Raw genomic sequence first — 21,452 nt, 5'->3', positions numbered from 1 at the left:
ACGCACGCGCACGCCTGCAGTGCATCGCACTTCGACGCTGCGCGCGTGTTGCCGCCATCCGAAAACCCCATATCCTCGAATGCCGATCGACAGGCGGCCGCCCGCTTCGCGTGCGCCTGCAGGAGACGCGATGCGCATGTTCCCGAAGTCCACACCTGCCCGCCCGCTCGCGCTGCTCGCGCTGCTGGCCGTTGCCATGCTGCTGCACGCGCCCGTGCGCGCGGGATCGTCCGGCGATGCCGCGTCGACGATGCCCGGCCTCATCGAACCGATGCTGTCGCCCGCATTCTGGATCGATCGACTCGATGCGCCGGACGCACCGCTGCTGGACCGCACCGGGATCGCGGCCCAGGACGCACGCATGCGACGACTGGACAACACCCTGCACGATCCACTGGCTCTGCCGCGCAGCCTGGACCGTGCCGCCGTGACCGCGCGGATTGCCGGCGTCTCCGCACGACCCAGCCAACCGCGCTACACCGTAGACGGCGCGCTCGACGCCGCTGCGCTGGATGCGCTCGAGTCCACGCTCGCGCTCGATGCGATTCCCGAGTCTGTGACGCCGCGTACCGGCCTGGTACTTCGGCGTGCCGACCTGCGCGCGTTCCCCACGTCGCAACCTGTCTTCAGCCGTCCCGGCGACACCGATATCGACCGTTTCCAGGAAGACGCGCTGTTTCCCGGCGCGCCCGTGGCCGTACTGCACACCAGTCGCGACGGCGCCTGGTACTTCGTGGTGAGCGAACGCTACACCGCGTGGATCGAACGCGCGCACGTGGCCCTGGGTCCGCACGATGCGGTCGCGGCCTACGTCGCGCGCGCGGCGCAAGGCCTCGTCGTCACCGGCGCGACGGCGCGCACCGTCCATACGCCGGACGCCCCGGCCGTGTCCGACGTGCAACTCGAGATGGGTGTCCGTGTCCCGCGGCTCGACTGGCCTGCGGACGCACCGCTCAACGGACAGCTGCCGGGTTATGGCTACGTCGTGGAGTTGCCGGTGCGCGGCGACGATGGCGCGCTGGCGTTCGCGCCGGCGGCGATTCCGCGTGCGGCCGACGTGGCGACGGACATCCTGCCGCTGACGCGGGCGCACCTGATCGGTCAGGCCTTCAAGTTCCTCGGCGAACGTTACGGCTGGGGCCATCGCTACAACGCGCGCGACTGCAGCGGCTTCGTCTCCGAGATCTATCGCAGCGTCGGCGTGCTGCTGCCGCGCAATACCAGCGCGCAGTCGGTGAGCCCAGCACTGGACCGCATCGAAGTGGCGCCCGGCACGCCCTACGCCCAGCGGCTGCAGCTGCTGCGCGACGCCGATGTGGGCGACATGGTCTTCATTCCGGGCCACGTGATGCTGGTCATCGGTCACGTCGACGGCGAACCCTGGGTGATCCACGACACTGCCGGCACGCACCTGCGCGAACCGGACGGCGCGATCCGCCGGCAGGCGCTCAACGGCGTCGTGGTCACGCCGATGACGCCGCTGCTGGCCGATGCCGACGGCACGCGCATGATCGACCGCATCACCAGCATCCAGCGCGTGCGCTGAGTCCCGGACGTCGCCCATGAAGATCACCGCCATCCGCCTCGGCATGCTGCGCGTGCCGCTGAGAACGCCGTTCAAGACCGCACTGCGCACCGTGACGCAGGTCGAGGACGTGGTCGTCATGATCGAGACCGACACCGGTCATGTCGGCCATGGCGCCGCGGCCGCTACCGCAGTGATCACCGGCGACACACACGGATCGATCATCGCGGCGATTTCGACCGGCATCGCGCCGCGCCTGATCGGCGGCGACATCGGCGATCTCACCCACCTCACCCGTCTGGTGCAGACCGCGCTGGAGCACAACACCAGCGCGAAGGCCGCGGTCGAGATCGCGTTGTACGACCTGTTCGCGCAACTGCACGGCGCGCCGCTCTACCGCATCCTCGGGGGCGGCACGCCGACGCTGCGCACGGACATCACCATCAGTGTCGACACCCTCGATGCGATGATCGCCGAGGCCCGCTCGGCCGTGGATCGCGGCTTCGACGCGCTGAAGATCAAGATCGGCCTGGACCTCGACCAGGATCTCGCGCGGATCCACGGGATCCATGCGGCCGTCGGTGACCGCGCACGCCTGCGGCTGGACGCCAACCAGGGCTGGACGCCGAAGCAGGCCGTCCACGCGATGCACCGGCTGGAGGGTGCCGGCATCCTGCCCGAGCTACTGGAGCAGCCGGTGCGGGCACACGACCTCGCGGGGCTGAAGTACGTCACCGACCGCGTCGTGACACCGGTGATGGCCGACGAAAGCGTGTTCGGCCCGCGTGCGCTGATCGAGCTGATCCACATGCGCGCGGCCGATATCGTCAACATCAAGCTGATGAAGACCGGCGGCCTGTCGCAGGCGATCCTGCTCGCCGACATCGCGGCCCTGCACGGCATGCACTGCATGGTCGGCTGCATGATCGAAAGCAGCATCAGCGTCGCGGCCGCCGCCCATCTTGCCGCCGCCAGATCCCACGTGATCCGGTATGTCGATCTGGACGGTCCCTCGCTGTGCACGCGCGATCCGGTCGAGGGCGGCGTGCGCTTCGACGATGCGGCCATTGCGATCGGCGAAGGTGCCGGACTCGGCATCACGTCGATCGCCGGCATCGAACCTGTGGCGCACTGAAATGACGGCTTCGAAGCCATCGGCGTACCGGCGCGGCGCATCCGCTGCCAGCGTCCACCGACGACGCGCAGACGTCCCGCTTTTGACACCCACATCTCCACGGAACACCCGCCCATGAGCCTCCGCCCCGAGACCCGCCTGGCCACGCCCGCCGACCTGCCCGCCCTGTTGTCGATGATGCAGACCTTCTATGCGGAAGATCGCATTCCGTTCGATCGGGATCGCGTAGCCGCCGGCGCGTCGGCGTTGATGGCCGATCCCGCGCATGGCGCGATCCTGCTGCTGGGCGCATCCGGCGAGGCCGGCTATCTCGTGCTCACCCGCGGTTTCAGCCTGGAGCATGGCGGGCCGTTCGTGCTGCTCGACGAACTCTTCGTCGCCACGCAGGCGCGCGGTCGCGGCCTGGGCGCCGCCGCACTGGCGCTTGCCGCCGAACAGGCGCAGGCCTGGGGCGCGACCTGTCTCCGTCTCGAAGTCCATCACCACAACGCGCGTGCAAAGGCGCTCTACCTGCGCGCGGGTTTCCGCGACGACCACCGCGACATGCTCACGCGCGATCTCGCCGCGGCACCGGCCTCCGATGCCGCCTGACCGGCGCGGGTCGGGCGCATGGCATGCTGCGCGGGCCCTTCCAGTCGCGCGGTGCCGATGACCACCCTGCCTTCTCCGCCCCGCCGCGGACTTTCGATGCCGGCGCGCGTGCTGCTTGCACTGGTGATGGGCGCCCTCGTCGGCATCGGCCTCGCCGCCTGGGATCCCGCGATCGCCGACGGCGCCGCCACGATCGCGCAGCCGATCGGCCGCCTGTGGCTCAACGCCCTGCAGATGACGGTCGTGCCGCTGGTGTCGGCGCTGGTGATCGTCGGCGTGAATTCCGCGGCCGATGCCGCCGCGTCCGGCAGGACCGCACGCCTGGCCATGGCGGTCTTCGTGATCCTGCTGGTCGCCTGCGGCACCTTCGCCGCATTCGCCGCGCCCGCGTTCCTGTCTCTGATGCCGCGCGACGAGACCCAGGTCGCCCTGTTCCGTGCCGCGATCCAGGCGCCCGAAGTCCTGCCGCAGGCGCCGGGCTTCGGTCTGTGGATCACCAGCGTGATTCCCAGCAACGCGATCGCGGCCGCCGCAGCCAGCGCGATGCTGCCGCTGGTGGTGTTCTCGATGTTCTTCGGATTCGCGCTGACCCGGCTGGAACCGGCGCGGCGCGAGCGCATGCTGGAACTGGTGCGCACCATCGGCGACACGATGCTCGTCATCGTGCGCTGGGTGCTGTGGACGGCGCCGGTCGGCGTATTCGCCCTGGTGCTGGCGGTCTGTGCGCACGTCGGACTCGGCGTGCTGGCCGCGCTGGGTTACTACATCGCGCTGCAGTGCACCCTGTACATCGCGATCACCCTGCTGATGTACGCGGTCGCCGTGCTGGTCGCACGCGAGCGGCTGCCGCGATTCGCCGCCGCGCTGCTGCCGGTGCAGGCGATCGCGGCGAGCACGCAGTCGTCGCTGGCGTCGTTGCCGGTCATGGTCGACAACGCGCGTACGCGGCTGGGTTATCCACTCGCGGTCACGTCGCTGGTGCTGCCGATGGCGGTGTCGCTGTTCCGCGTCGCCAGCCCCACGCAGTATCTGAGCGTGGTGATCTTCATCGCCTGGATGTACGGCATCGAGCTCGGCGCCGCGCAGCTCGCGATCGCGATCGGCCTGAGCGTCGTGGTCAGCATGGGCTCGGTCGGCCTGCCGGGCCAGGTGAGCTTCATGACCAACAACCTGCCGGTGACCCAGGCGATGGGGCTGCCGGTCGAACCGCTCGGCGTGCTGCTGGCCGTCGACACCCTGCCCGACGTGTTCGCCACCGTTGCCAATACCAGTGCCGACATGACCGCCACCGGCGTCGTCGCCCGACACAGCGGCGCGCCTGCCGACGCGCCCGATCCTGGAACTCCCGCATGACCGATATCTATGTGCTGTACCACAACCCGCGCTGCTCGAAATCACGCGCGGCGCTGGCGCTGCTGGACGAACGCGGCATCACCCCGCGCGTCGTGCGCTATCTGGAGACGCCGCCCGACGTCGCCACGCTGCAGTCGCTGGTGGCGCAACTCGGGCTGACGCCGCGCGCGTTGCTGCGCACCGGTGAGCCCGAGTACGCGGCGCTCGGCCTGGACAATCCGGGCATCGACGACGCGGCGATCCTCGCCGCGATGGCGGCGCATCCGAAACTCATCGAACGCCCCATCCTGGTCCGCGGTACACGGGCCGTCATCGGCCGCCCGACCGAGCGCCTGCTCACCCTGCTCGACTGAGCTGCGCGGGCGGCTGACGCCGCCGCAGCGCCTCAGGACGTGCGCTTGGCAGCGTGCATCGCGCCGACCTTCGCCGGCGGCGCAAAGCTGTCGGACCGAGCGACCGGCCAGAACGCGCGGAACACAGCGTGCTCGGGCACGCCGCCCAGCAGTTCGCCCGGCTCGAGGAAGCGGTACAGCGCCGCCAGCGAGCGGACCTCGGTCGGCGACACGCGACGCAGGATGTGTTCCGGCCCCAGCTGCATCGGATGCTCCAGCCCCGCCGCACCCAGCATGTCGCGCAGCGCGCGCAGCGTGTTCTGGTGGAAATGGAATACGCGGTCTGCTTTGTCCGGCACGTCGAGCAGGCGCCAGCGCGCGGGATCCTGGGTCGCGATGCCGGTCGGGCAATGATCGGTGTGACAGCTGCGCGACTGGATGCAGCCCAGCGCGAACATGAAACCCCGCCCCGCATTGCACCAGTCCGCGCCCATCGCCAGTGCGCGGGCGATGTCGAACCCGCTGGTGATCTTGCCGGCCGCGGCGATGCGCACGCGCTCGCGCAGGCCCACGCCAACCAGGGTGTTGTGCACCAGCATCAGCGCTTCCTGCATCGGCAGGCCGACATGGTTGATGAACTCGGACGGCGCGGCGCCGGTGCCGCCTTCGGCGCCGTCGACGACGATGAAGTCCGGCAGGATGCCGCTCTCGAGCATCGCCTTCGCGATGCCGAACCACTCCCAGGGATGGCCGATCGCCAGCTTGAACCCGGTCGGCTTGCCGCCGGACAACGTGCGCATGCGATCGACGAATTCGAGCAGGCCGAGCGGCGTCGAGAACGTGGTGTGCGCCGCCGGCGATTCGCAGTCCTGCCCCACCGGAATGCCACGCGTCTCGGCGATCTCGGGGGTGACCTTCGCACCCGGCAACATGCCGCCGTGGCCGGGCTTCGCGCCCTGCGACAGCTTGAGTTCGATCATCCGCACCTGCGGATCCACCGCCTGCGCGGCGAAGCGGTCCTCGTCGAAGCGCCCGTGCGCATCGCGGCAGCCGAAGTAGCCCGAGCCGATTTCCCAGACCAGATCGCCGCCGTGCTCGCGGTGGTAGGACGCGATCGCGCCCTCGCCGGTGTCGTGATAGAAGCGGCCGCGCTGCGCACCCAGATTCAGTGCCCGCACGGCGTTCGCCGACAGCGAACCGAAACTCATCGCCGAAATGTTGAACACGCTGGCCGCATACGGCTGCGCGCGTTCCTCGCCGACCGGAATCCGGAAGTCGTGCGAGTCCGCATGCGCCGGCATCAGCGAGTGATTGATCCATTCGTACTGCGAGCCGTACATCGGCAACTCGCTGCCGAACGGCACGACGTCGCTGACGTTCTTGGCCCGCTGATAGACCAGCGCGCGCTGCTGGCGCGAGAACGGCACCTCGTCCTGGTCGTCCTCGATGAAGTACTGGCGGATTTCGGGCCGGAAGGATTCCAGGCCGTAGCGGAAATGCGCGGTCAGCGGATACAGCCGGCGCAGCGTCGCGCGGGGCTGCAGGATGTCGAACGTGCCGAGCACGACGAGCGCGCCGAACACCACCGTGGCGACGATCCAGCCCGGGCTTCCCGTGCGGATCGCATAGAACAGCGACACCAGCACCATCACTGCACTCGTGCCGTACGCGAGATAGCGGACCATTGGACTCCTTCTCGTTGAACGTGCGAAAGGCTTCCGGTCTGCGGCAATGCGCGCGCGGAAAACCGTGTGCAGCGTAGCCCGATGCGGGCGCCCACGCCGTCAAGGCTGAACGACGCGGTCCGCGCCAACAGCTTCACGGGCTTTGGCATCGCGGCGCCTAGCCTGCAGTTCCCGACGCCGACCGCCCGCTCCGATGCGCCGTGACCTCCACCACCAGGTGATCCTTGCCGAAATGGCCCGCGCAGTCCGCGCCGGTCATCCGGATGCGGACTGGCACGAGATCGAGCCGGCGCTCCGCGACATCTGGGAACACGCGCCCAGGCAGACATCGTGGGAAAGCGTGCGCGGCGATGCCGCCCACCACTGGCGGTTCGGTGCATCGATGCCGCCATCGGCGACCGTCATCGAGCCGGCTGAGTTCGAAGCCAGTGTCCAGGCCATGCCGGAGGCGCTGCGATGATGTCGGCACGCGCCCTGTGGCGGATGTGCGTACTGCCGGTCTACGTCGTGCTGGCCGGGGCGGTCTTCTCGATGGCGATGTCGCGGACCAGCGGCTCGATCATCGGTGGCATCGCCCCGCTTGCGCCCTGGGCACTCGCGCTCTCCATCGCGCTGGCGATCCTGCTCGTCATCGGCAACGCGCTGCGCTGGCGGCGTCGCCTGCGTTGCATGCGACGTTCGATGCGGCGTCGGCGCAGTGATGCAAAGGCGACGCGCGCGGCGGAGCTCGCGTCCCGCACCTGGGTCGACGGACAGGCCTAAGCCTCGACGCGCAGCGTCCATGGTGTGCAATGCAAATGGCTCGGCATTCGGCCGATACGCCAGGCACGCGAACCATCGCCACTCGATACATCCAAGCGCGCTGATGCGCCTCTGACTCCGCACATCGTGCCTGCGTCAGTTTTCCAGCGGCGAAGCGACGTGCACGCGATCGCGCCCCGCGCGCTTGGCCTGATACAGGGCCGCGTCGGCACGCGCGAACCAGTCCTGCCAGTCCGGTTCGCCGTCGTGCATCGCGCCACCGATCGACACCGTCACCGGTCCACCGGGACTCGCCAGCTGCTCCGACACTGCAAGCCGGATACGTTCGGCCGCCGTGGACAACGCGGCTTCCGAACCGATGGGCAGCACGAGCACGAACTCCTCGCCGCCGAACCGGTAGACGCTGTCGCCCTTGCGCAGCGCGTCGCGCAGCACGTCCGCCAGCGCGACCAGCACGACATCGCCCGCGCCGTGACCGAACGCGTCGTTGATCGACTTGAACCGGTCGATGTCCAGGATCAGCAGACCAAAGCGTCCGCGGTCGCGACCGGACACGATCATGCCGAGCCGCGATTCGAGCACACCGCGATTGGACATCTGGGTCAGCGGGTCGCGGTTCGCACGTCGCTCCAACGAATCGCTGTGCAGGCGAACGCGCCGCGAGAACGCATAGGAAAATGCGTAGACGAGGATCCACGTCACGACCGTGCTCAGGTGATACGCGTCGTTCCGCCACCACAGTGCGAACGTCGCCGCGATCACCAGCACCAGCCCGCTGACCGCCGCCATGCGCGTGCCGGCGATGTAGAAGTTGGTCATCAGCACGACGTAGATCCAGCCGTCGGCGGCCTCGCCGATGAGCACCGATGCGACGAGGCAGGCGCCGGTGTTGAAGGCCACCATCAGCGTGCCGGCCAGCGCCAGTCGACGCTCGCGCCACGCCAGCCATACGAGGGCGACGATGCCCGCCACGACCACACCATCGAAAAGCGCTTCGGCCCAGTCGCCACGCGCCAGCCGCCAGACCAGAAAGCCCGACAGCGCACAGGCGCCTGTCAGCCCGAGCAGCGAGATGATCGCAAGCCGGAAGTTGTCCCTGAATCTGGAAATCATGCGTTCGCGATGCCGCGCACCCTGCGCATCGCGCCCCCCGTGTCATGGGCGCCCCTGCGCCAGTGGGCACACTCTAGGCCCGGGCCGGTGAAAGCCGGCTGCATTGCCCGACGCCGCACCTCGCCGGGTGCGCAATTCGCGTCGATACCTGGTGCCCGGAGCCGGAATCGAACCGGCACGACCTTGCGGCCAACGGATTTTAAGTCCGGTGCGTCTACCAGTTTCGCCATCCGGGCAGGCGGCGACAGCGTGCCTGAGCATGCGTGCGATTGGAACCACGGACGTCACGCCACAACGAAAAAAGGCCCCGCTTGCGCGGAGCCTTTCTCGAAACTGGAGCGGGAAAAGGGGCTCGAACCCTCGACCTCAACCTTGGCAAGGTTGCGCTCTACCAACTGAGCTATTCCCGCAATGAACCGATTGTAACGCCAGGCCCGATGGAAGCGCCGGCTGGAGGCCTGGGTCGGAATCGAACCGGCGTACACGGATTTGCAATCCGCTGCATAACCACTCTGCCACCAGGCCGGTGACCCTTCGACCGACCGGAGTCTGCCGACAAAACGAAACCCCGCGTACTGCCCGGGGTTTCGCCTTCGAAACTGGAGCGGGAAAAGGGGCTCGAACCCTCGACCTCAACCTTGGCAAGGTTGCGCTCTACCAACTGAGCTATTCCCGCTTGGGAGGCGAAATTCTACCGTTCGCCGGCGATGTGTCAATACTTGTTCTTCTCTGCTGCACGCATGATCGGCCACGCGGCACGTAGATACGCGAGTCCCGACCACAATGTCAGCAGTGCGGCGATCGCCAGCAGGTAGTCGCCGATCACGAAGATCGCGTGGCCCATCCACGGCTCGGGCCGCGGCGGACGCTCGGGCGTGACCGAATACAGCAGGCACAGCAGCGCCACCATCTGCGCGATCGTCTTGATCTTGCCGATCGCCGCGACCTTCACCGCAGCGCGCTGTCCAAGTTCGGCCATCCACTCGCGCAGCGCCGACACCGCGATCTCGCGGCCCACGATCACCGCAGCCCAGAACGCCATCCACGGTGTGGGATGTCCCTGAACGATCAGGAACAGCGCGACCGCGACCATCAGCTTGTCCGCCACGGGATCGAGGAATGCGCCGAAGGCCGAGTACTGGTGGTACTTGCGCGCGATCCAACCGTCGAGCCAATCGGTCAGCGATGCCAGTCCGAACACCAGCACGGCGGCGAAGTTGGTCCATTTGAACGGCAGGTAGAACACCAGCACCAGCACCGGGATCATCATGATCCTGAGCAGCGTGAGCCAGGTGGGAATCGTGAATTTCATCTCAAGCCTGTGGGGGAATCAGTCCTGGCCCTGGCCGGGGGCGCCAGCGTCGAGCCCGTGTAGGGTCGCATAGATACGTTGCGCAAGCGCTGCGTTGACGCCTTCGACCTGGGCGATCTGCTCGGCGCCAGCGGCCTTCAATCCGCCCAGCCCGCCGAAATGCTTGAGCAGACTCGCGCGGCGCCGAGGCCCGATGCCCGGAATGTCCTCGAGCCGGCTGGTGTTGCGCGCCTTCTGCCGCCGGCCACGGTGACCGGTGATCGCGAAGCGGTGCGCCTCGTCGCGCACCTGCTGCACCAGCTGCAGACCCGGCGATGCGGCGCCCGGCTTGAGTTCGCGGCCATCAGGCAGCAGCAGCGTCTCGTCGCCCGGCTTGCGGGCTTCGCCCTTGGCCACGCCGACCAGACACACACCGGTGATGCCGAGCGTGTCGAGCACGTTGCGCGCCTGGCTGACCTGCCCTGCACCGCCGTCGATCAGCAAGACGTCGGGCACCACGCCATCGCCTTCCGCCGCGCGGCGGAAGCGACGCGTCAGCGCCTGGTGCATCGCGGCGTAGTCGTCGCCCGGTTCGATGCCGGTGATGTTGTAGCGCCGGTACTGGCCGCGCACCGCGCCGTCGGCATCGAACACCACGCAGGACGCCACGGTCGCTTCACCCATCGTGTGGCTGATGTCGAAGCATTCGATGCGCTTCGCGATCTCGGCAAGGCCCAGCATCTCGCGCAACGATTCGGCGCGCGCATGCTGCGCGGCCTGGCTGCCCATCTCGCTGGCGAGCGCGATCTCGGCATTGCGTCGCGCGAGATCGACATAGCGCGCACGGTCGCCGCGCACGCTGGTCTTGATCTGCACGCGCCGGCCCGCGGACTCGCCGAAGGCCTGCTCCAGCAACGGCAGGTCATCGATCGCACGATCCAGCACGATCTCGCGCGGCGGCGGCTGTTCGGCGTAGTGCTGGGACACGAACGCGGCCAGCACTTCGGCCGGATCGTCGCTGCCGTTGGTGCGCGGATGGAAGGCGCGCGTGCCGAGGTTGCGGCCGTCGCGGAACGACAGCAGCAGCACGCAGGCATGTGTCCCGCGCATCGCGCAGGCCAGCACGTCGAGTTCGGCGACGCGCCCATCGACGTACTGCCGCGCCTGCATGCCGCGGATGTTGCCGAGCAGATCGCGCAGGCGCGCGGCCTCCTCGAAGTCGAGCCGTTCGGCGGCCGCTTCCATGTCGCGCGACACCTCATCGGTCAGCGCGTCGCTGCGTCCGTCGAGAAACAGCGACGCGCGACGCACCGCATCGGCATAGTCGCGCTCGGAGACCAGCCCCACGCAGGGCGCGGTGCAACGCCCGATCTGGTGCTGCAGGCAGGGCCGCGAGCGGTTGCGGAACACGCTGTCCTCGCAGTTGCGCAGCTTGAACAGCTTCTGCATCAGGTTGAGCGTCTCGCGGACCGCGGTCACGCCGGGATACGGCCCGAAGTAGCGTCCGGCGACGTTGCGCGGCCCGCGATGGACGGCGATCCGCGGCCATGCATCGCCGGTCACCAGCACATAGGGATAGCTCTTGTCGTCGCGCAGCGAGACGTTGTAACGCGGCTTGAGCGACTTGATCAGCTGGTTTTCCAGCAGCAGCGCTTCGGCTTCGGTCCGGGTGACGGTGACTTCCATGCGCGCGATCTGCGCGATCATCGCCATCGTGCGCGTGGCCTTGGGCGTGGCGTTGAAGTAACTTGCCACGCGCTTGCGCAGGTCCGCCGCCTTGCCGACGTAGAGCACCGCCTCGTCGTCGGCGAGCATCCGGTACACGCCGGGGGCGGTACTCAGACCGGCCACGAACGCCTTGCCGTCGAACGCGGGGCCGCCGGTCCGTGCGCGCCGGGTCGCGCCGGTCATTCGCCGATCGGGACGTGGCGCAGCGCGCCCGTCGCCGGGTCGAGACGCAGCACGGCGTGCGCGTCGGTGTCGGCGATCCACACCGCGTCCTGCGAGACCGCAAGACCGCATGGCGCGTGCAGGCGCTGCGGCAGTTCGAAGGTCGTCAGCTCGCCGCCGCCCAGACGCAGGCGCCGCAGCGTGTCGTTGCCGCTGTCGGCGATCCACAGCACCGGCGCAGTGGGATCCAGCGCCAGCGCCTGGGGATGCTGCAGTCGCGCGTCGGTGCGCGCGCCGTCGACGCGTCCGAACGCCCAGGGGTCCTGCCCCACCAGCGTCGACACCACGCCGGTACGGGTATGCACGCTGCGCACCGCCGAACCGGCCGCGTCGCAGACGTACAGGGTCTGCTGCACGCAGGCCAGACTGACCGGCTCGGCGAACGACGCCATCTCTCCGCTGCCGTCGGCGACCGCCAGACGTCCGCTGCCGGCAACGGCAGCGATCGTCGACGTGCCGAGGTCCAGACGCCAGACGCGGTTGTCGCCGGCGGTGGCGATGTAGAGCTTGTCGCCGGCCAGCACGACGTCGCGCGGCTGGTCGAGCGCCACCGCACGCGGATCGGCCAGCGAGCCTTCCACCGTCGTGCCCGGACGCCCTGCACCGCAGACGGTGGTGATGTCGCCGGTGCGCAGTTCGATCGCGCGGATCGCGTGGTTGCCGGTGTCGGCGACGTAGAGCACGTCGCGCTGCACGAACAGGCCATGCGGCCGCGACAGCGCCGCCAGTTCCATCGGACCGTCGATGAAGCCGGGGCTTCCGCTGCCGAACTGGCGCAGGATGCGGCCGCTGGAATCGCATTCCAGCACCCGGTGGTGACCGCTGTCGGCCACGTAGAGATAGTTGCCCGACAACGCCAGACCGACCGGAAAACGCAGCGGCAACGGCGGTTCGCCGCTGCGGCGCAGGCGGATCGGATCGGCGTTGACCAGTTGCGGCGTGAGTTCCGAAATCAGCGACGCGACACGTGCGTCGAGTTCGCGCAAACCGCCCTCGCCGACGATCCGGTCGCGCACGTTACCGTCGCCATCGAGCAGCACGACGGTCGGCCATGCCTCGATGCCGTAGTGCTGCCACAGCGCCCAGTCGCCGTCATGGGCGATCGGAAAATCGTGCTGCTGGAAATGCGAACGCTTGCTGCTGCGGCGCACTTCGCGCTCGGCATCGAACCGCGGCACGTGCACCGCGACCACCTGCAGGCGCTCGCGATGGCGAGCACGCAGATGGCCCAGGTCCGCCAGCCGCTGCTGGCACCAGGCCGAGCCGAGATTGACGAACGCGACCGCGCAGACCTTGCCGCGCAATTGCGCCATGCGCAGCGGGTCCGTCAGGTTCAGCCATTCCAGACTGGCCGGAAACTCGGGCGCGGGCGCGGCGTTGGCGGTCATGGGTGGATTATGCGCGATCAGGCGCCGTGCCGGCGGCGATCCGGTCGACGATGCCGGCCGCGGCCCGGTCCAGCAGTTGCCACACCGTTTCGAACCCGGCGGCGTCGCCGGTATAGGGGTCCGGCACATCGCCCGCGCCCAGACCGGCCCAGTCCAGCAGGCCCGCCACTTCGGCGGTGGCATCGGCAGGCTGGCGCGCGCGCACGATCTGCAGCGTGCTCGCGTCCGCGCACAGCACGACGTCGAAGTGGCTGTAATCGGCCGCGTCCAGGGTGCGCGCCCGGAGCGCGGAAATGTCGATGCCGTGCTGGGCGGCGCTGCGGATCGCGCGCGGATCGGGCGGATCGCCGACATGCCAGTCGCCGGTGCCGCAGGAATCCACCTCGACCCGCTTCGCCAGCCGCGCGTCGGCCAGACGCTGGCGCAGCGCGCCTTCCGCCACCGGCGACCGGCAGATGTTGCCCAGGCACACCACCAGCAGGCGCGTCATGCGCGCGCCGCCGCCGCGAACCGGGCCTCGGCGCGGGCAAGATCTTCGGGAGTGTCGACACCCGGCGGGAACGGCTCCGGCGCGATGCCGACCGCCACCCGGAATCCCGCTTCGAGCACGCGCAGCTGCTCCAGCATCTCGATCTGCTCCAGGCGCCCGGGCGGCATCGCCGCGAACCGGCGCAGGAACTCGACCCGGTAGCCGTAGATGCCGATGTGGCGCCACCAGTCGCCGGCGGGCATCCGGCTGCGGTCGTGCGCGAAGGCATCGCGCGGCCACGGCACCGGCGCCCGGCTGAAATACAGCGCGTCGCCATTCGCGGCGCGGACCAGCTTGACGGCGTTGGGATCGAGCAGCGTCTCCACATCCTCGACGGGCGCGGCCAGAGTCGCCAGCGCGACCTCCGGATCCGCGGCCAGCGCGGCCACCGCGCGGATTCCCGACGCCGGCGCGAAGGGCTCGTCGCCCTGCAGGTTCACCACGATGCGGTCGTCGGCCCAGCCGGCGATGCGTGCGCATTCGGCCAGACGATCGGTGCCCGATGAGTGCTCGGCCGCGGTCATCGCCACCTGCACCGGCGTGCCGGCGAGTGCTTCGCGCACACGGGTGTCGTCGGTGGCCACCCAGACCTCCGCGGCGCCGGCTTCCAGCGCGCGACGGGCGACGTGCAGCACCAGCGGTTCGCCGCCGAGCGGCTGCAGTGGCTTGCCGGGCAGCCGGGTCGAGGCATGGCGCGCGGGAATCGCGACGACGAAATCGTGGAGTGCGGTCATGGCCGCATTGTCCCAGATCGGCGTGACCGCGGCCGTGTGCTGCGCGCGGCCCGACCGCGCCGACGCGATCAGCGCAGGGCGGACAAGCGGTCGAGCAGCGCGATCCAGAACGCCTCGGGCAGGCGCGCCGAGACCGGCACGCTGTAGTGCCGCTCACCGGCGAAACGCATGCACTTCACCGCGTCCTTCTCGGTCATCAACACCGGCAGATCGCTGCCGAACCGCAGGTCTTCGGCGGTGTAGCGATGGTGGTCGGCAAAGGCGTGCGGCACAACCGCGATCCGGTGCGCGCGCAGCGTCGAGAAGAAGCGCTCGGGATCGCCGATGCCGGCGACCGCATGCACGCGTTGCCCGGCGAAAGCCTCGATCCGGCGCGGACGCCCGCCGAGCAGCGGCAGCGCATGACCCGTTTCCAGGCCCATGGGCCACTCGCCGAAGCGCGGCACCAGGTCCTCGTCCATCGCGGTATTGAGCACGCGGAAATCGCAGCGCGCCCCGCGTTCGACCGGCTCGCGCAGCGGACCCGCCGGAATCAGCGCGCCATTGCCGTAGCGGCGACGGCCGTCGATGACCTCGATTTCCAGATCCCGGCGCAGCCGGTAGTGCTGCAGGCCGTCATCGCAAACGACGATGTCGCAGCCCGCGTCGATCAGCGCTTCGGCCGCGGCCACGCGATCGGCATCCACGCGTACCTTCGCGCCGGTGCGCGCCGCGATCAGCACGGGTTCGTCGCCGGAGAGCCGCGGATCGCTGACCGCTTCGACCCAGCGCGGCTGGCGCGCATCCTCGCGGCCGTAACCGCGGCTGGCCACACCCGGCGTCCAGCCGGCCGCCTGCAGGCGCTCGACCACGGCGATCGTCAACGGCGTCTTGCCGCTGCCGCCCGCGATCAGGTTGCCGATCACCAGCACCGGCTTCGACACCTTGCGCGGACGCAGGAACTTCAGCCGCCAGCGGGTGGCGGCGCCGTAGACCCGCGACAGCAGGCGCGCGTGCAGCGGCGGCCGTCGGCCGTCGAACCAGTACCCCGGTGCCTTCACGCCAGCCGGTCTCCACCGTCGCCGTCGCGGAACTGCATCCGGTGCAGATGGGCGTACAGCCCGCCCTGCGCCAGCAGCTCCTGGTGCGTGCCGTGTTCGACCAGAAGGCCGTGGTCCAGCACCAGCACCTGGTCGGCATGTTCGATCGTCGACAGGCGGTGTGCGATGACCAGCGTCGTGCGGTCGGGCATCAGATGTTCCAGCGCGTCCTGCACCAGACGCTCGGATTCGGTGTCGAGCGCGGCCGTGGCCTCGTCGAGGATCAGGATCGGCGCGTCCTTGAGCATCGCGCGCGCGATCGCCAGACGCTGGCGCTGGCCGCCCGACAGGCGCCCGCCGCGACTGCCGATGCCGCTGTCGAGCTTGCCCGGCAGCTTCTCGACGAACTCCATCGCGTTCGCGCCGCGGATCGCATGGTCCAGCGCCTCGGGCGTCGCGCTCGCCATCTCGCCGTAGGCCACGTTCGCGGCGATCGAATCGTCGAACAGCATCACCTGCTGACCGACCAGCGCGATCTGCCGGCGCACATCGGCCAGGCGGTACTCCTCGATCGGATGGCCGTCGAGCAGGATCTCGCCCTGCGCCTGGGTGTAAAAGCGCGGAATCAGCTTGATCAGCGTCGACTTGCCGCTGCCCGAGCGGCCGATGATCGCGGTGACCGTGCCCGGCTTCGCGACGAAGCTGACGTCCTGCAACGCGGGCTCGGGCTGACCGGGATAGCGCGCACCGACGCCGCGGAACTCGATCTCGCCGCGGGCGCGCGCCAGCGGCCGGGTGCCGCCGTCGTGTTCGTCGTCCGCATCGAGGATCTCGAACAGGCGCTCGGCCGACGCCACACCCCGCTGCAGCATGTTCTGCACGTTGGTCAGCTGCTTGAGCGCGGGAATGATCGCCATCATCGCGATCATCAGCGCGACGAAACCGCCAGCCGTCAGCCGGTCCTGCGAGGCCTCGTAGCCGGCGATGACGATCAGCAGCGCCAGACCCACCGAGCCCATCAGCTGGACCACGGCCGACGAGATCGCGCGCGTCGCCTCGACCTTGAGGTTCAGGCGCATGTGGGTATCGGCCACCGCGCGGTAGCGCGCGTTCTCGGCCGCGTGCGCGCCGTAGATCTTCACTTCCTGCTGGTTGCTCAGCGACTGGTCGGCCGCCTGCATCAGCTGCGCCGAACTGTCCTGGATGTTGTGGCTGACGCGGCGGTAGCGGCGCGCGACCTTGCCCATGATCCACGACAGCGGCGGCGCGATGACCAGAATGGTCAGCGTGACCTGCCAGCTGGTCCACAGCATCACCACCAGCGAGGCGATGATCTGCAGCGACTGCTGCAGCATCACCTTGGCGGCATCGACGGCGGCCTGCGAGACCTGGTCGGAATCCGACCCCAGGCGCACCAGCATCGACGGCACGGGCTCGGCGTCGAAGCGCATGCCCGGCAGGCGCAGGTATTTGCCCAGCACGCGCACGCGCAGGTCGCGGGCGATGCCGCGACCGGCCTTGGCCATGTTGTAGTCGGCCAGATAGCCGGCCACACCGCGCAGCACGAACAGTCCGATGATCGCGGCCGGCAGCCACAGGTTCACGCCGGCGTTGGGGCCGATGAAGGTCTCGTCGATGATGGGTTCCATCATCTTGGTGAAGGCGCCGCCGGCGATCGCTTCGATCAGCATGCCGACCAGCGCAACCGACAGCAGGCCGCGATAGTCGGTGGCGAACTTCAGCAGGCGCCGGTAGACCGGCCACGCCCGCTCGGCACGCGGCGCGCCCTGCGGCGCGGCGTCGATGGCCGCGGTCTGTGCGGATTTGCCCACGTTACAGCCCCTGCACGGCGTCGGCCGGCGCCGTCGCGGTGGCCTGCGGCGCGGTCGCATTGGCGATGCGTTTGAAGCCCAGCTGACCCAGCGCGTCGTAGGCGGTCACGACCGCCTGCCACGGCGTGCGCGCATCGGCACGCAGCAGCACGGTGCGCTCGCGATCGTCGCCGGCGACCTCGGCGATCGTGCGCTTGAGCGATTCGACATCGGTACGCAGCGCTTCGCGGTCGTCGACGAAGTAGCGGCCGTCGGCATTGATCAGCAGGCTCAGCGTGCCGGCCTGGGCATCGTTGCGCTCGCCGGTGGCCTGCGGCAGCTCGAGCTTGAGCACCGAGCGCGCGTCGAACGTGGTGGTGATCACGAAGAAGATGATCAGCACCAGGATCACGTCGATCAGCGGCACGAGATTGAGCTCCGGGTTGTCCTCGGCGCGGCGGTCACGGATACGCATGGGTCAGGCCTGCGCCGCGGCCTGCGCGGTTGGCCGGCTGCGCGGATCGATGGCGTCCATCAGCGCGATGGCCTCGTGCTCCATCTGCACGATGTAGCCGTCGATGCGGGCGCGGAAATGCCGGTGGAACATCAGCGCCGGCACCGCGACGATCATGCCGGCCGCCGCGCACACCAGCGCCTTGCCGATACCGCCGGCGAGCTGGTTGACGTCGCCCACGCCGTGGTCCATCACGCCCAGGAACATCTGGATCATGCCGACCACGGTACCGAACAGGCCCAGCAGCGGACCGGCCGCGGCGATCGTGCCCAGCGCGTTGAGATAGCGCTCCATGCGGAATGCGATGTGCCGGCCGACGTCCTCGACCCGCTCGCGGATCTCTTCGCGCGGCCGGTTGCGCACGTCGAGCGCCGCGGCCAACAGCGCGCCCAGCGGCGCGGTCTTGCGCAGCGATTCGATGTGCGCCGGGTCCAGCGCGCCACGCGCCGCCCACACCCGTACTTCCTCGCCCAGCCCGGGCGGCAGCACGGCCTTGCGGCGCAGGGCCCAGAAGCGCTCGACGATGATCGCCAGCGCGAACGCCGACAGCAGCAGCAGCGGAATCATCGGCCAGCCGCCGGCCTTCACCAGTTCGAGCACGCAAACCCCTTCGGCCCGTGGCCGGTTCAGTCGTCCGGATAGGATAGCGTAGCCCGCTGCCGCGCCTGTGCCGCCGTGCGCTGCGCGGCATCCCACAAACGCGGAAACCGGCGCCGCTCCGTCTCCAGCACCGGCCCGCCCTGCCCCAGGCGGATCCGCACCGCGCCGCCGTCCGCAGTCCCCGACACCTCGGCGCCTGCCGCCGTCCAGCGTTCCACCACCGTCGGATGCGGATGGCCGAAGCGGTTGCCGTGCCCGGCCGACATCACCGCGTGACCGGCCGCGGTCGCTGCGACAAAGGCCGGATCCGAGGAACTGCGGCTGCCGTGGTGCGCCGCCACGACGACGTCTGCGCGCAGCGCCGCCGCGTCGCGGTACACCAGCATCCGCTCGACCACCGCGTCGATGTCGCCCGGCAACAGGGCCGCGCCGTGTGCGGTCTCGACCCGCAGCACGCAGCTGGACGGATTGCGGAACGCCGGGAAGTACACATCCGGATGCAGGAACCGGAATGCCACGCCGTCGGTCGTCCAGCCCGAGTCCGCCAGACACGGCGATGCGCCCGGCACGCGGTCCCACTGCGGCGCGAACACGACCGGCGCCGCGAACCGCCGCTGCACGGCCGCGTAGCCGCCGGCGTGGTCGGCATCGCCGTGGCTGATCACGATCGCATCCAGCCGGCGTACGCCCAGCGCTTGCAGGGCCGGCACGACCACGCGTTCGCCGGCGTCGTAGCCGTCGGGCACCGCAGGGCCCGCATCGACGAGCACCGCATGCGTCGCCGTGCGCACCAGGGCCGCCAGGCCCTGACCGACATCGAGCACGATCAGGTCCGCCTCGCCGGGCGGCGGCAGCCGGCGATCCGGCCAGAGCAGCGGCAGCCACAGCACCGCGGCCAGCGCCTTGCCCGGCACCCCGCGTGGCAGCAGCATCCAGAACGCGGCCAGCAGGGCCAGGGGCAGCGCGAGCAGAGGCGGCTCCGGCAGCCACCACAAGGCGAAGGGACTGGCCGCGAGCCAGTCGAACAGCGGCCAGCTCAGATCGAACGCTTGCGCCGCGAGCCGCCATGCCCAGTCGCCGCTGCCGCTGTGCAGGACCTCCAGACCGGTGCCGACCAGAGCGAGCGGCACCACGACCAGGCTCCACCATGGAATCGCGACGAGGTTTGCGATCGGCCCGGCCAGCGAGGCCTGGCCGAACAGGGTCGCGGTCAGCGGCAACAGGCCCAGGGTCGCCACCCACTGCGAGACCACCAGCCCGCGCGCCATCGACAGATCGCGCGCATCGGGCAGGCACCAGACCAGCCAGGCGACGCCGGCGAAGCTGAGCCAGAAGCCCGCCGACAGCACCGCCATGGGATCCACCAGCACCACGGCGATCGCGGCATAGGCCAGTGCATCGGGAACCCGCAGCTGGCGCCGCGTGAGGCGCGCGGCCGCCACTACCGCGATCATCAGGACGGTGCGCACGGTCGGCAGTTCCCAGCCCGCGGCGGCCGCGTAACCGGTCGATGCCAGCAGCGCGACCACGGCCGCGCCCTGCGGTCTCGGCACGATGCGGGCCAGTGCGGGCACGCACCACCACAGCGCCGTGGCGAGCAACGCGAAGAAGCCGCCGACCATACCGACGTGGAATCCGGAGATCGCGATCAGGTGGGTCAACCCGGTCGCGCGCAGGGCTTCCCAGTCCAGATCGCCCAGGGCGCGGGTGTCGCCGATCGCGAGCGCACGCACGTAGCGCGAGGTCGGACTGCCCACGGCCGTGTCGATGCGCGTCGCCACCGCATCGCGCCAGCCGTCGATTCCGCTGCGACCGTCCAGCCGTTCGACCGGCGATTGCGTGCGCACGTAACCCACCGCGGTGACCCGGTGCGCCATCGCGTGTTTTTCGCTGTCGATCCAGCCAGGATTGCGCAGGCCGCGCGGCGCGCGCACGCGGGCGGTGAATGCCCATTCGCTGCCGGCCTCGATCGCCAGCCGACGCGGATCGGGTTCGGCGCCGCGGTCGTCGTACCAGGTCAGACGAAGCAGACGGCCCTGCAGGACTTCGGGCACGCCGGCGGCGGCGTCGACGCGGAACGCGAAGCGCGACCGCTGCGGTTCGTGCGTCGGCAACTGCACCACGCGTCCGCGCACTTCGACATCGGCACGCTCCAGGTCCAGCGGCAATTGCAGCGACAGACTGTGGCTCGCATGCAGGGCGCACAGCGCGGCGCCGAACGCACACGCGCCGAGGAGGCGCGCCAGCCGGCGTCCGCGCGCCCACCCCATCGCGCCGGTCACCAGCGCGGCGGCGACCAGCCACATCGGGGGCAACACGGGCAGCATCAGCAGGCCGGCAGCGCCGAACACCAGGCCGGCTGCGGTCTCCAGACCGAAGACCGGCAGACGCTGGATTCCGTGGTCTGGCCCGCGCGACGACACGGCGAGCGCAGACAAGGGGGCATCAGGCGTGGGGCCGTGTACGGGATCGGGCGGTCGACTGGTCATCCCAGCAGCGTCGAACGGCTGCTGCCACGCGCCCATCCGCCTTCAGGGCGCGCCGGCGTCAGGAAAGCACGGGCGTGCAGGCTTCACCGGCGCTCCGGCATCATCCGCGGCCATGCCTGCCCCGACGCCCGTCCGAAGCTTCCCGCCTGTCGTGGCCGACGGCGCGCAGGTACTGGTGCTGGGCAGCATGCCGGGCGACGCCTCGCTGGACGCGCAGCGTTACTACGCGCATCCGCGCAATCTGTTCTGGCCGATCATGGGCGCGCTGTTCGATGCGGGGCCCGACCTCGGGTACGACCAGCGGCTGGCGCGCCTCACTGCCGCGGGTGTCGCGCTGTGGGATGTCGCCGGCGAATGCGTGCGCCCCGGCAGCCTGGACGCGCGGATCCTGCCCGGCAGCGTGGTCGCCAACGATCTGGCCGGCCTGCTGCAGGCGCAGCCCGGCATCGTTCGCATCTGCTTCAACGGCGCGACGGCGGACGCGCTGTTCCGCCGCCATGTGCTGCCGACACTGGATGCGCCGCCGGCCTGCGTTCGACTGCCTTCGACCAGTCCTGCGCACGCGGCGATGTCGTACGACGCCAAGCTCGCGGCCTGGCGGGACGGCCTGAAGATCGCGACCTGAGCGACC

General features: G+C 69.8%; 20 protein-coding genes and 4 tRNA genes. 8 read left to right on the top strand and 16 right to left on the bottom strand.

The features are described 5' to 3' along the window. The first annotated feature begins 130 nt into the window (after positions 1-130). The 5 genes from AC3A5K_RS00570 (at position 131) to arsC (ending at position 4,957) form a co-directional block, all read left to right on the top strand. Positions 131-1,546, top strand: coding sequence for a C40 family peptidase (locus AC3A5K_RS00570; protein WP_487615575.1), 1,416 nt, complete (start codon positions 131-133; stop codon positions 1,544-1,546). Positions 1,547-1,562: 16 nt separating this feature from the next. Continuing rightward, positions 1,563-2,660: a dipeptide epimerase gene (locus tag AC3A5K_RS00565; protein WP_487615574.1), complete on the top strand. Its 1,098-nt coding sequence runs from the start codon at positions 1,563-1,565 to the stop codon at positions 2,658-2,660. A 114-nt stretch (positions 2,661-2,774) separates the two neighbouring features. Beyond that, the gene (locus tag AC3A5K_RS00560) at positions 2,775-3,251 is read left to right on the top strand and encodes a GNAT family N-acetyltransferase (RefSeq protein WP_487615573.1); all 477 of its coding nucleotides are present in this window, start codon (positions 2,775-2,777) and stop codon (positions 3,249-3,251) included. A 57-nt stretch (positions 3,252-3,308) separates the two neighbouring features. Next, positions 3,309-4,604, top strand: coding sequence for a dicarboxylate/amino acid:cation symporter (locus tag AC3A5K_RS00555; protein ID WP_487615572.1), 1,296 nt, complete (start codon positions 3,309-3,311; stop codon positions 4,602-4,604). After that, the gene (gene arsC / locus AC3A5K_RS00550) at positions 4,601-4,957 is read left to right on the top strand and encodes an arsenate reductase (glutaredoxin) (RefSeq protein ID WP_487615571.1); all 357 of its coding nucleotides are present in this window, start codon (positions 4,601-4,603) and stop codon (positions 4,955-4,957) included. Before AC3A5K_RS00555 ends, arsC begins: the two co-directional genes overlap by 4 nt. A gap of 32 nt (positions 4,958-4,989) precedes the next feature. Here the strand turns inward: arsC and AC3A5K_RS00545 are convergent, their stop codons facing one another. Beyond that, positions 4,990-6,621, bottom strand: a complete 1,632-nt coding sequence (locus AC3A5K_RS00545; protein WP_487615570.1) for an FMN-binding glutamate synthase family protein — start codon at positions 6,619-6,621, stop codon at positions 4,990-4,992. 193 nt (positions 6,622-6,814) lie between these two features. Between AC3A5K_RS00545 and AC3A5K_RS00540 the strand changes: the two genes are divergently transcribed. Both AC3A5K_RS00540 and AC3A5K_RS00535 read left to right on the top strand, forming a co-directional pair. Beyond that, positions 6,815-7,081: a hypothetical protein gene (locus AC3A5K_RS00540; protein WP_487615569.1), complete on the top strand. Its 267-nt coding sequence runs from the start codon at positions 6,815-6,817 to the stop codon at positions 7,079-7,081. Then, on the top strand, positions 7,081-7,383 hold the full coding sequence (locus AC3A5K_RS00535) for a hypothetical protein (RefSeq protein WP_487615568.1): 303 nt from the start codon (positions 7,081-7,083) through the stop codon (positions 7,381-7,383). Before AC3A5K_RS00540 ends, AC3A5K_RS00535 begins: the two co-directional genes overlap by 1 nt. Before the next feature lie 135 nt (positions 7,384-7,518). Here AC3A5K_RS00535 and AC3A5K_RS00530 read toward each other — a convergent pair whose 3' ends face one another. The 15 genes from AC3A5K_RS00530 to AC3A5K_RS00460 form a co-directional block, all read right to left on the bottom strand. Then, a complete protein-coding gene (locus AC3A5K_RS00530; RefSeq protein WP_487615567.1) occupies positions 7,519-8,496 on the bottom strand; it encodes a GGDEF domain-containing protein in 978 nt (325 codons plus the stop codon). Between the two features lie 149 nt (positions 8,497-8,645). Further along, positions 8,646-8,732: transfer RNA gene (locus tag AC3A5K_RS00525), tRNA-Leu, on the bottom strand. A gap of 98 nt (positions 8,733-8,830) precedes the next feature. Continuing rightward, positions 8,831-8,906, bottom strand: a tRNA-Gly gene (locus AC3A5K_RS00520). Positions 8,907-8,947: 41 nt separating this feature from the next. Further along, positions 8,948-9,021, bottom strand: a tRNA-Cys gene (locus AC3A5K_RS00515). Positions 9,022-9,096: 75 nt separating this feature from the next. Continuing rightward, positions 9,097-9,172: transfer RNA gene (locus AC3A5K_RS00510), tRNA-Gly, on the bottom strand. A gap of 36 nt (positions 9,173-9,208) precedes the next feature. Further along, entirely contained in the window at positions 9,209-9,808 is a 600-nt protein-coding gene (pgsA, locus tag AC3A5K_RS00505) for a CDP-diacylglycerol--glycerol-3-phosphate 3-phosphatidyltransferase (protein WP_487615566.1), read from the bottom strand. Positions 9,809-9,826: 18 nt separating this feature from the next. Continuing rightward, complete coding sequence (uvrC, locus tag AC3A5K_RS00500) at positions 9,827-11,698, bottom strand: excinuclease ABC subunit UvrC (RefSeq protein ID WP_487615565.1); 1,872 nt, start codon at positions 11,696-11,698, stop codon at positions 9,827-9,829. After that, positions 11,695-13,125 (bottom strand): thioredoxin-like domain-containing protein, encoded by a 1,431-nt coding sequence (locus AC3A5K_RS00495; RefSeq protein ID WP_487615564.1) that lies wholly within the window; start codon positions 13,123-13,125, stop codon positions 11,695-11,697. The genes uvrC and AC3A5K_RS00495 overlap by 4 nt, the downstream gene beginning before the upstream one ends. Before the next feature lie 7 nt (positions 13,126-13,132). Further along, positions 13,133-13,615, bottom strand: a complete 483-nt coding sequence (locus AC3A5K_RS00490) for a low molecular weight protein-tyrosine-phosphatase (protein ID WP_487615563.1) — start codon at positions 13,613-13,615, stop codon at positions 13,133-13,135. Continuing rightward, complete coding sequence (gene kdsB / locus AC3A5K_RS00485) at positions 13,612-14,388, bottom strand: 3-deoxy-manno-octulosonate cytidylyltransferase (protein ID WP_487615562.1); 777 nt, start codon at positions 14,386-14,388, stop codon at positions 13,612-13,614. The genes AC3A5K_RS00490 and kdsB overlap by 4 nt, the downstream gene beginning before the upstream one ends. A gap of 68 nt (positions 14,389-14,456) precedes the next feature. Beyond that, positions 14,457-15,428 carry a tetraacyldisaccharide 4'-kinase gene (gene lpxK, locus AC3A5K_RS00480; protein WP_487615561.1) on the bottom strand — a complete coding sequence of 324 codons (972 nt, stop codon included), beginning with the start codon at positions 15,426-15,428 and terminating at the stop codon, positions 14,457-14,459. Continuing rightward, entirely contained in the window at positions 15,425-17,212 is a 1,788-nt protein-coding gene (msbA, locus tag AC3A5K_RS00475) for a lipid A export permease/ATP-binding protein MsbA (RefSeq protein WP_487616281.1), read from the bottom strand. Before msbA ends, lpxK begins: the two co-directional genes overlap by 4 nt. Before the next feature lie 28 nt (positions 17,213-17,240). Then, entirely contained in the window at positions 17,241-17,693 is a 453-nt protein-coding gene (locus tag AC3A5K_RS00470) for an ExbD/TolR family protein (RefSeq protein ID WP_487615560.1), read from the bottom strand. Positions 17,694-17,696: 3 nt separating this feature from the next. Further along, complete coding sequence (locus AC3A5K_RS00465) at positions 17,697-18,332, bottom strand: MotA/TolQ/ExbB proton channel family protein (protein WP_487615559.1); 636 nt, start codon at positions 18,330-18,332, stop codon at positions 17,697-17,699. Positions 18,333-18,358: 26 nt separating this feature from the next. Then, positions 18,359-20,770 (bottom strand): DNA internalization-related competence protein ComEC/Rec2, encoded by a 2,412-nt coding sequence (locus AC3A5K_RS00460; RefSeq protein ID WP_487615558.1) that lies wholly within the window; start codon positions 20,768-20,770, stop codon positions 18,359-18,361. Between the two features lie 163 nt (positions 20,771-20,933). Here AC3A5K_RS00460 and AC3A5K_RS00455 point away from each other — a divergent pair, with 163 nt between their 5' ends. Beyond that, entirely contained in the window at positions 20,934-21,446 is a 513-nt protein-coding gene (locus AC3A5K_RS00455) for a DNA-deoxyinosine glycosylase (protein ID WP_487615557.1), read from the top strand. Positions 21,447-21,452 lie beyond the last annotated feature (6 nt).

It is taken from the genome of Luteimonas sp. Soil_C_5 (assembly GCF_057656615.1).
This window is presented reverse-complemented; position numbering and strand designations above follow the sequence as displayed.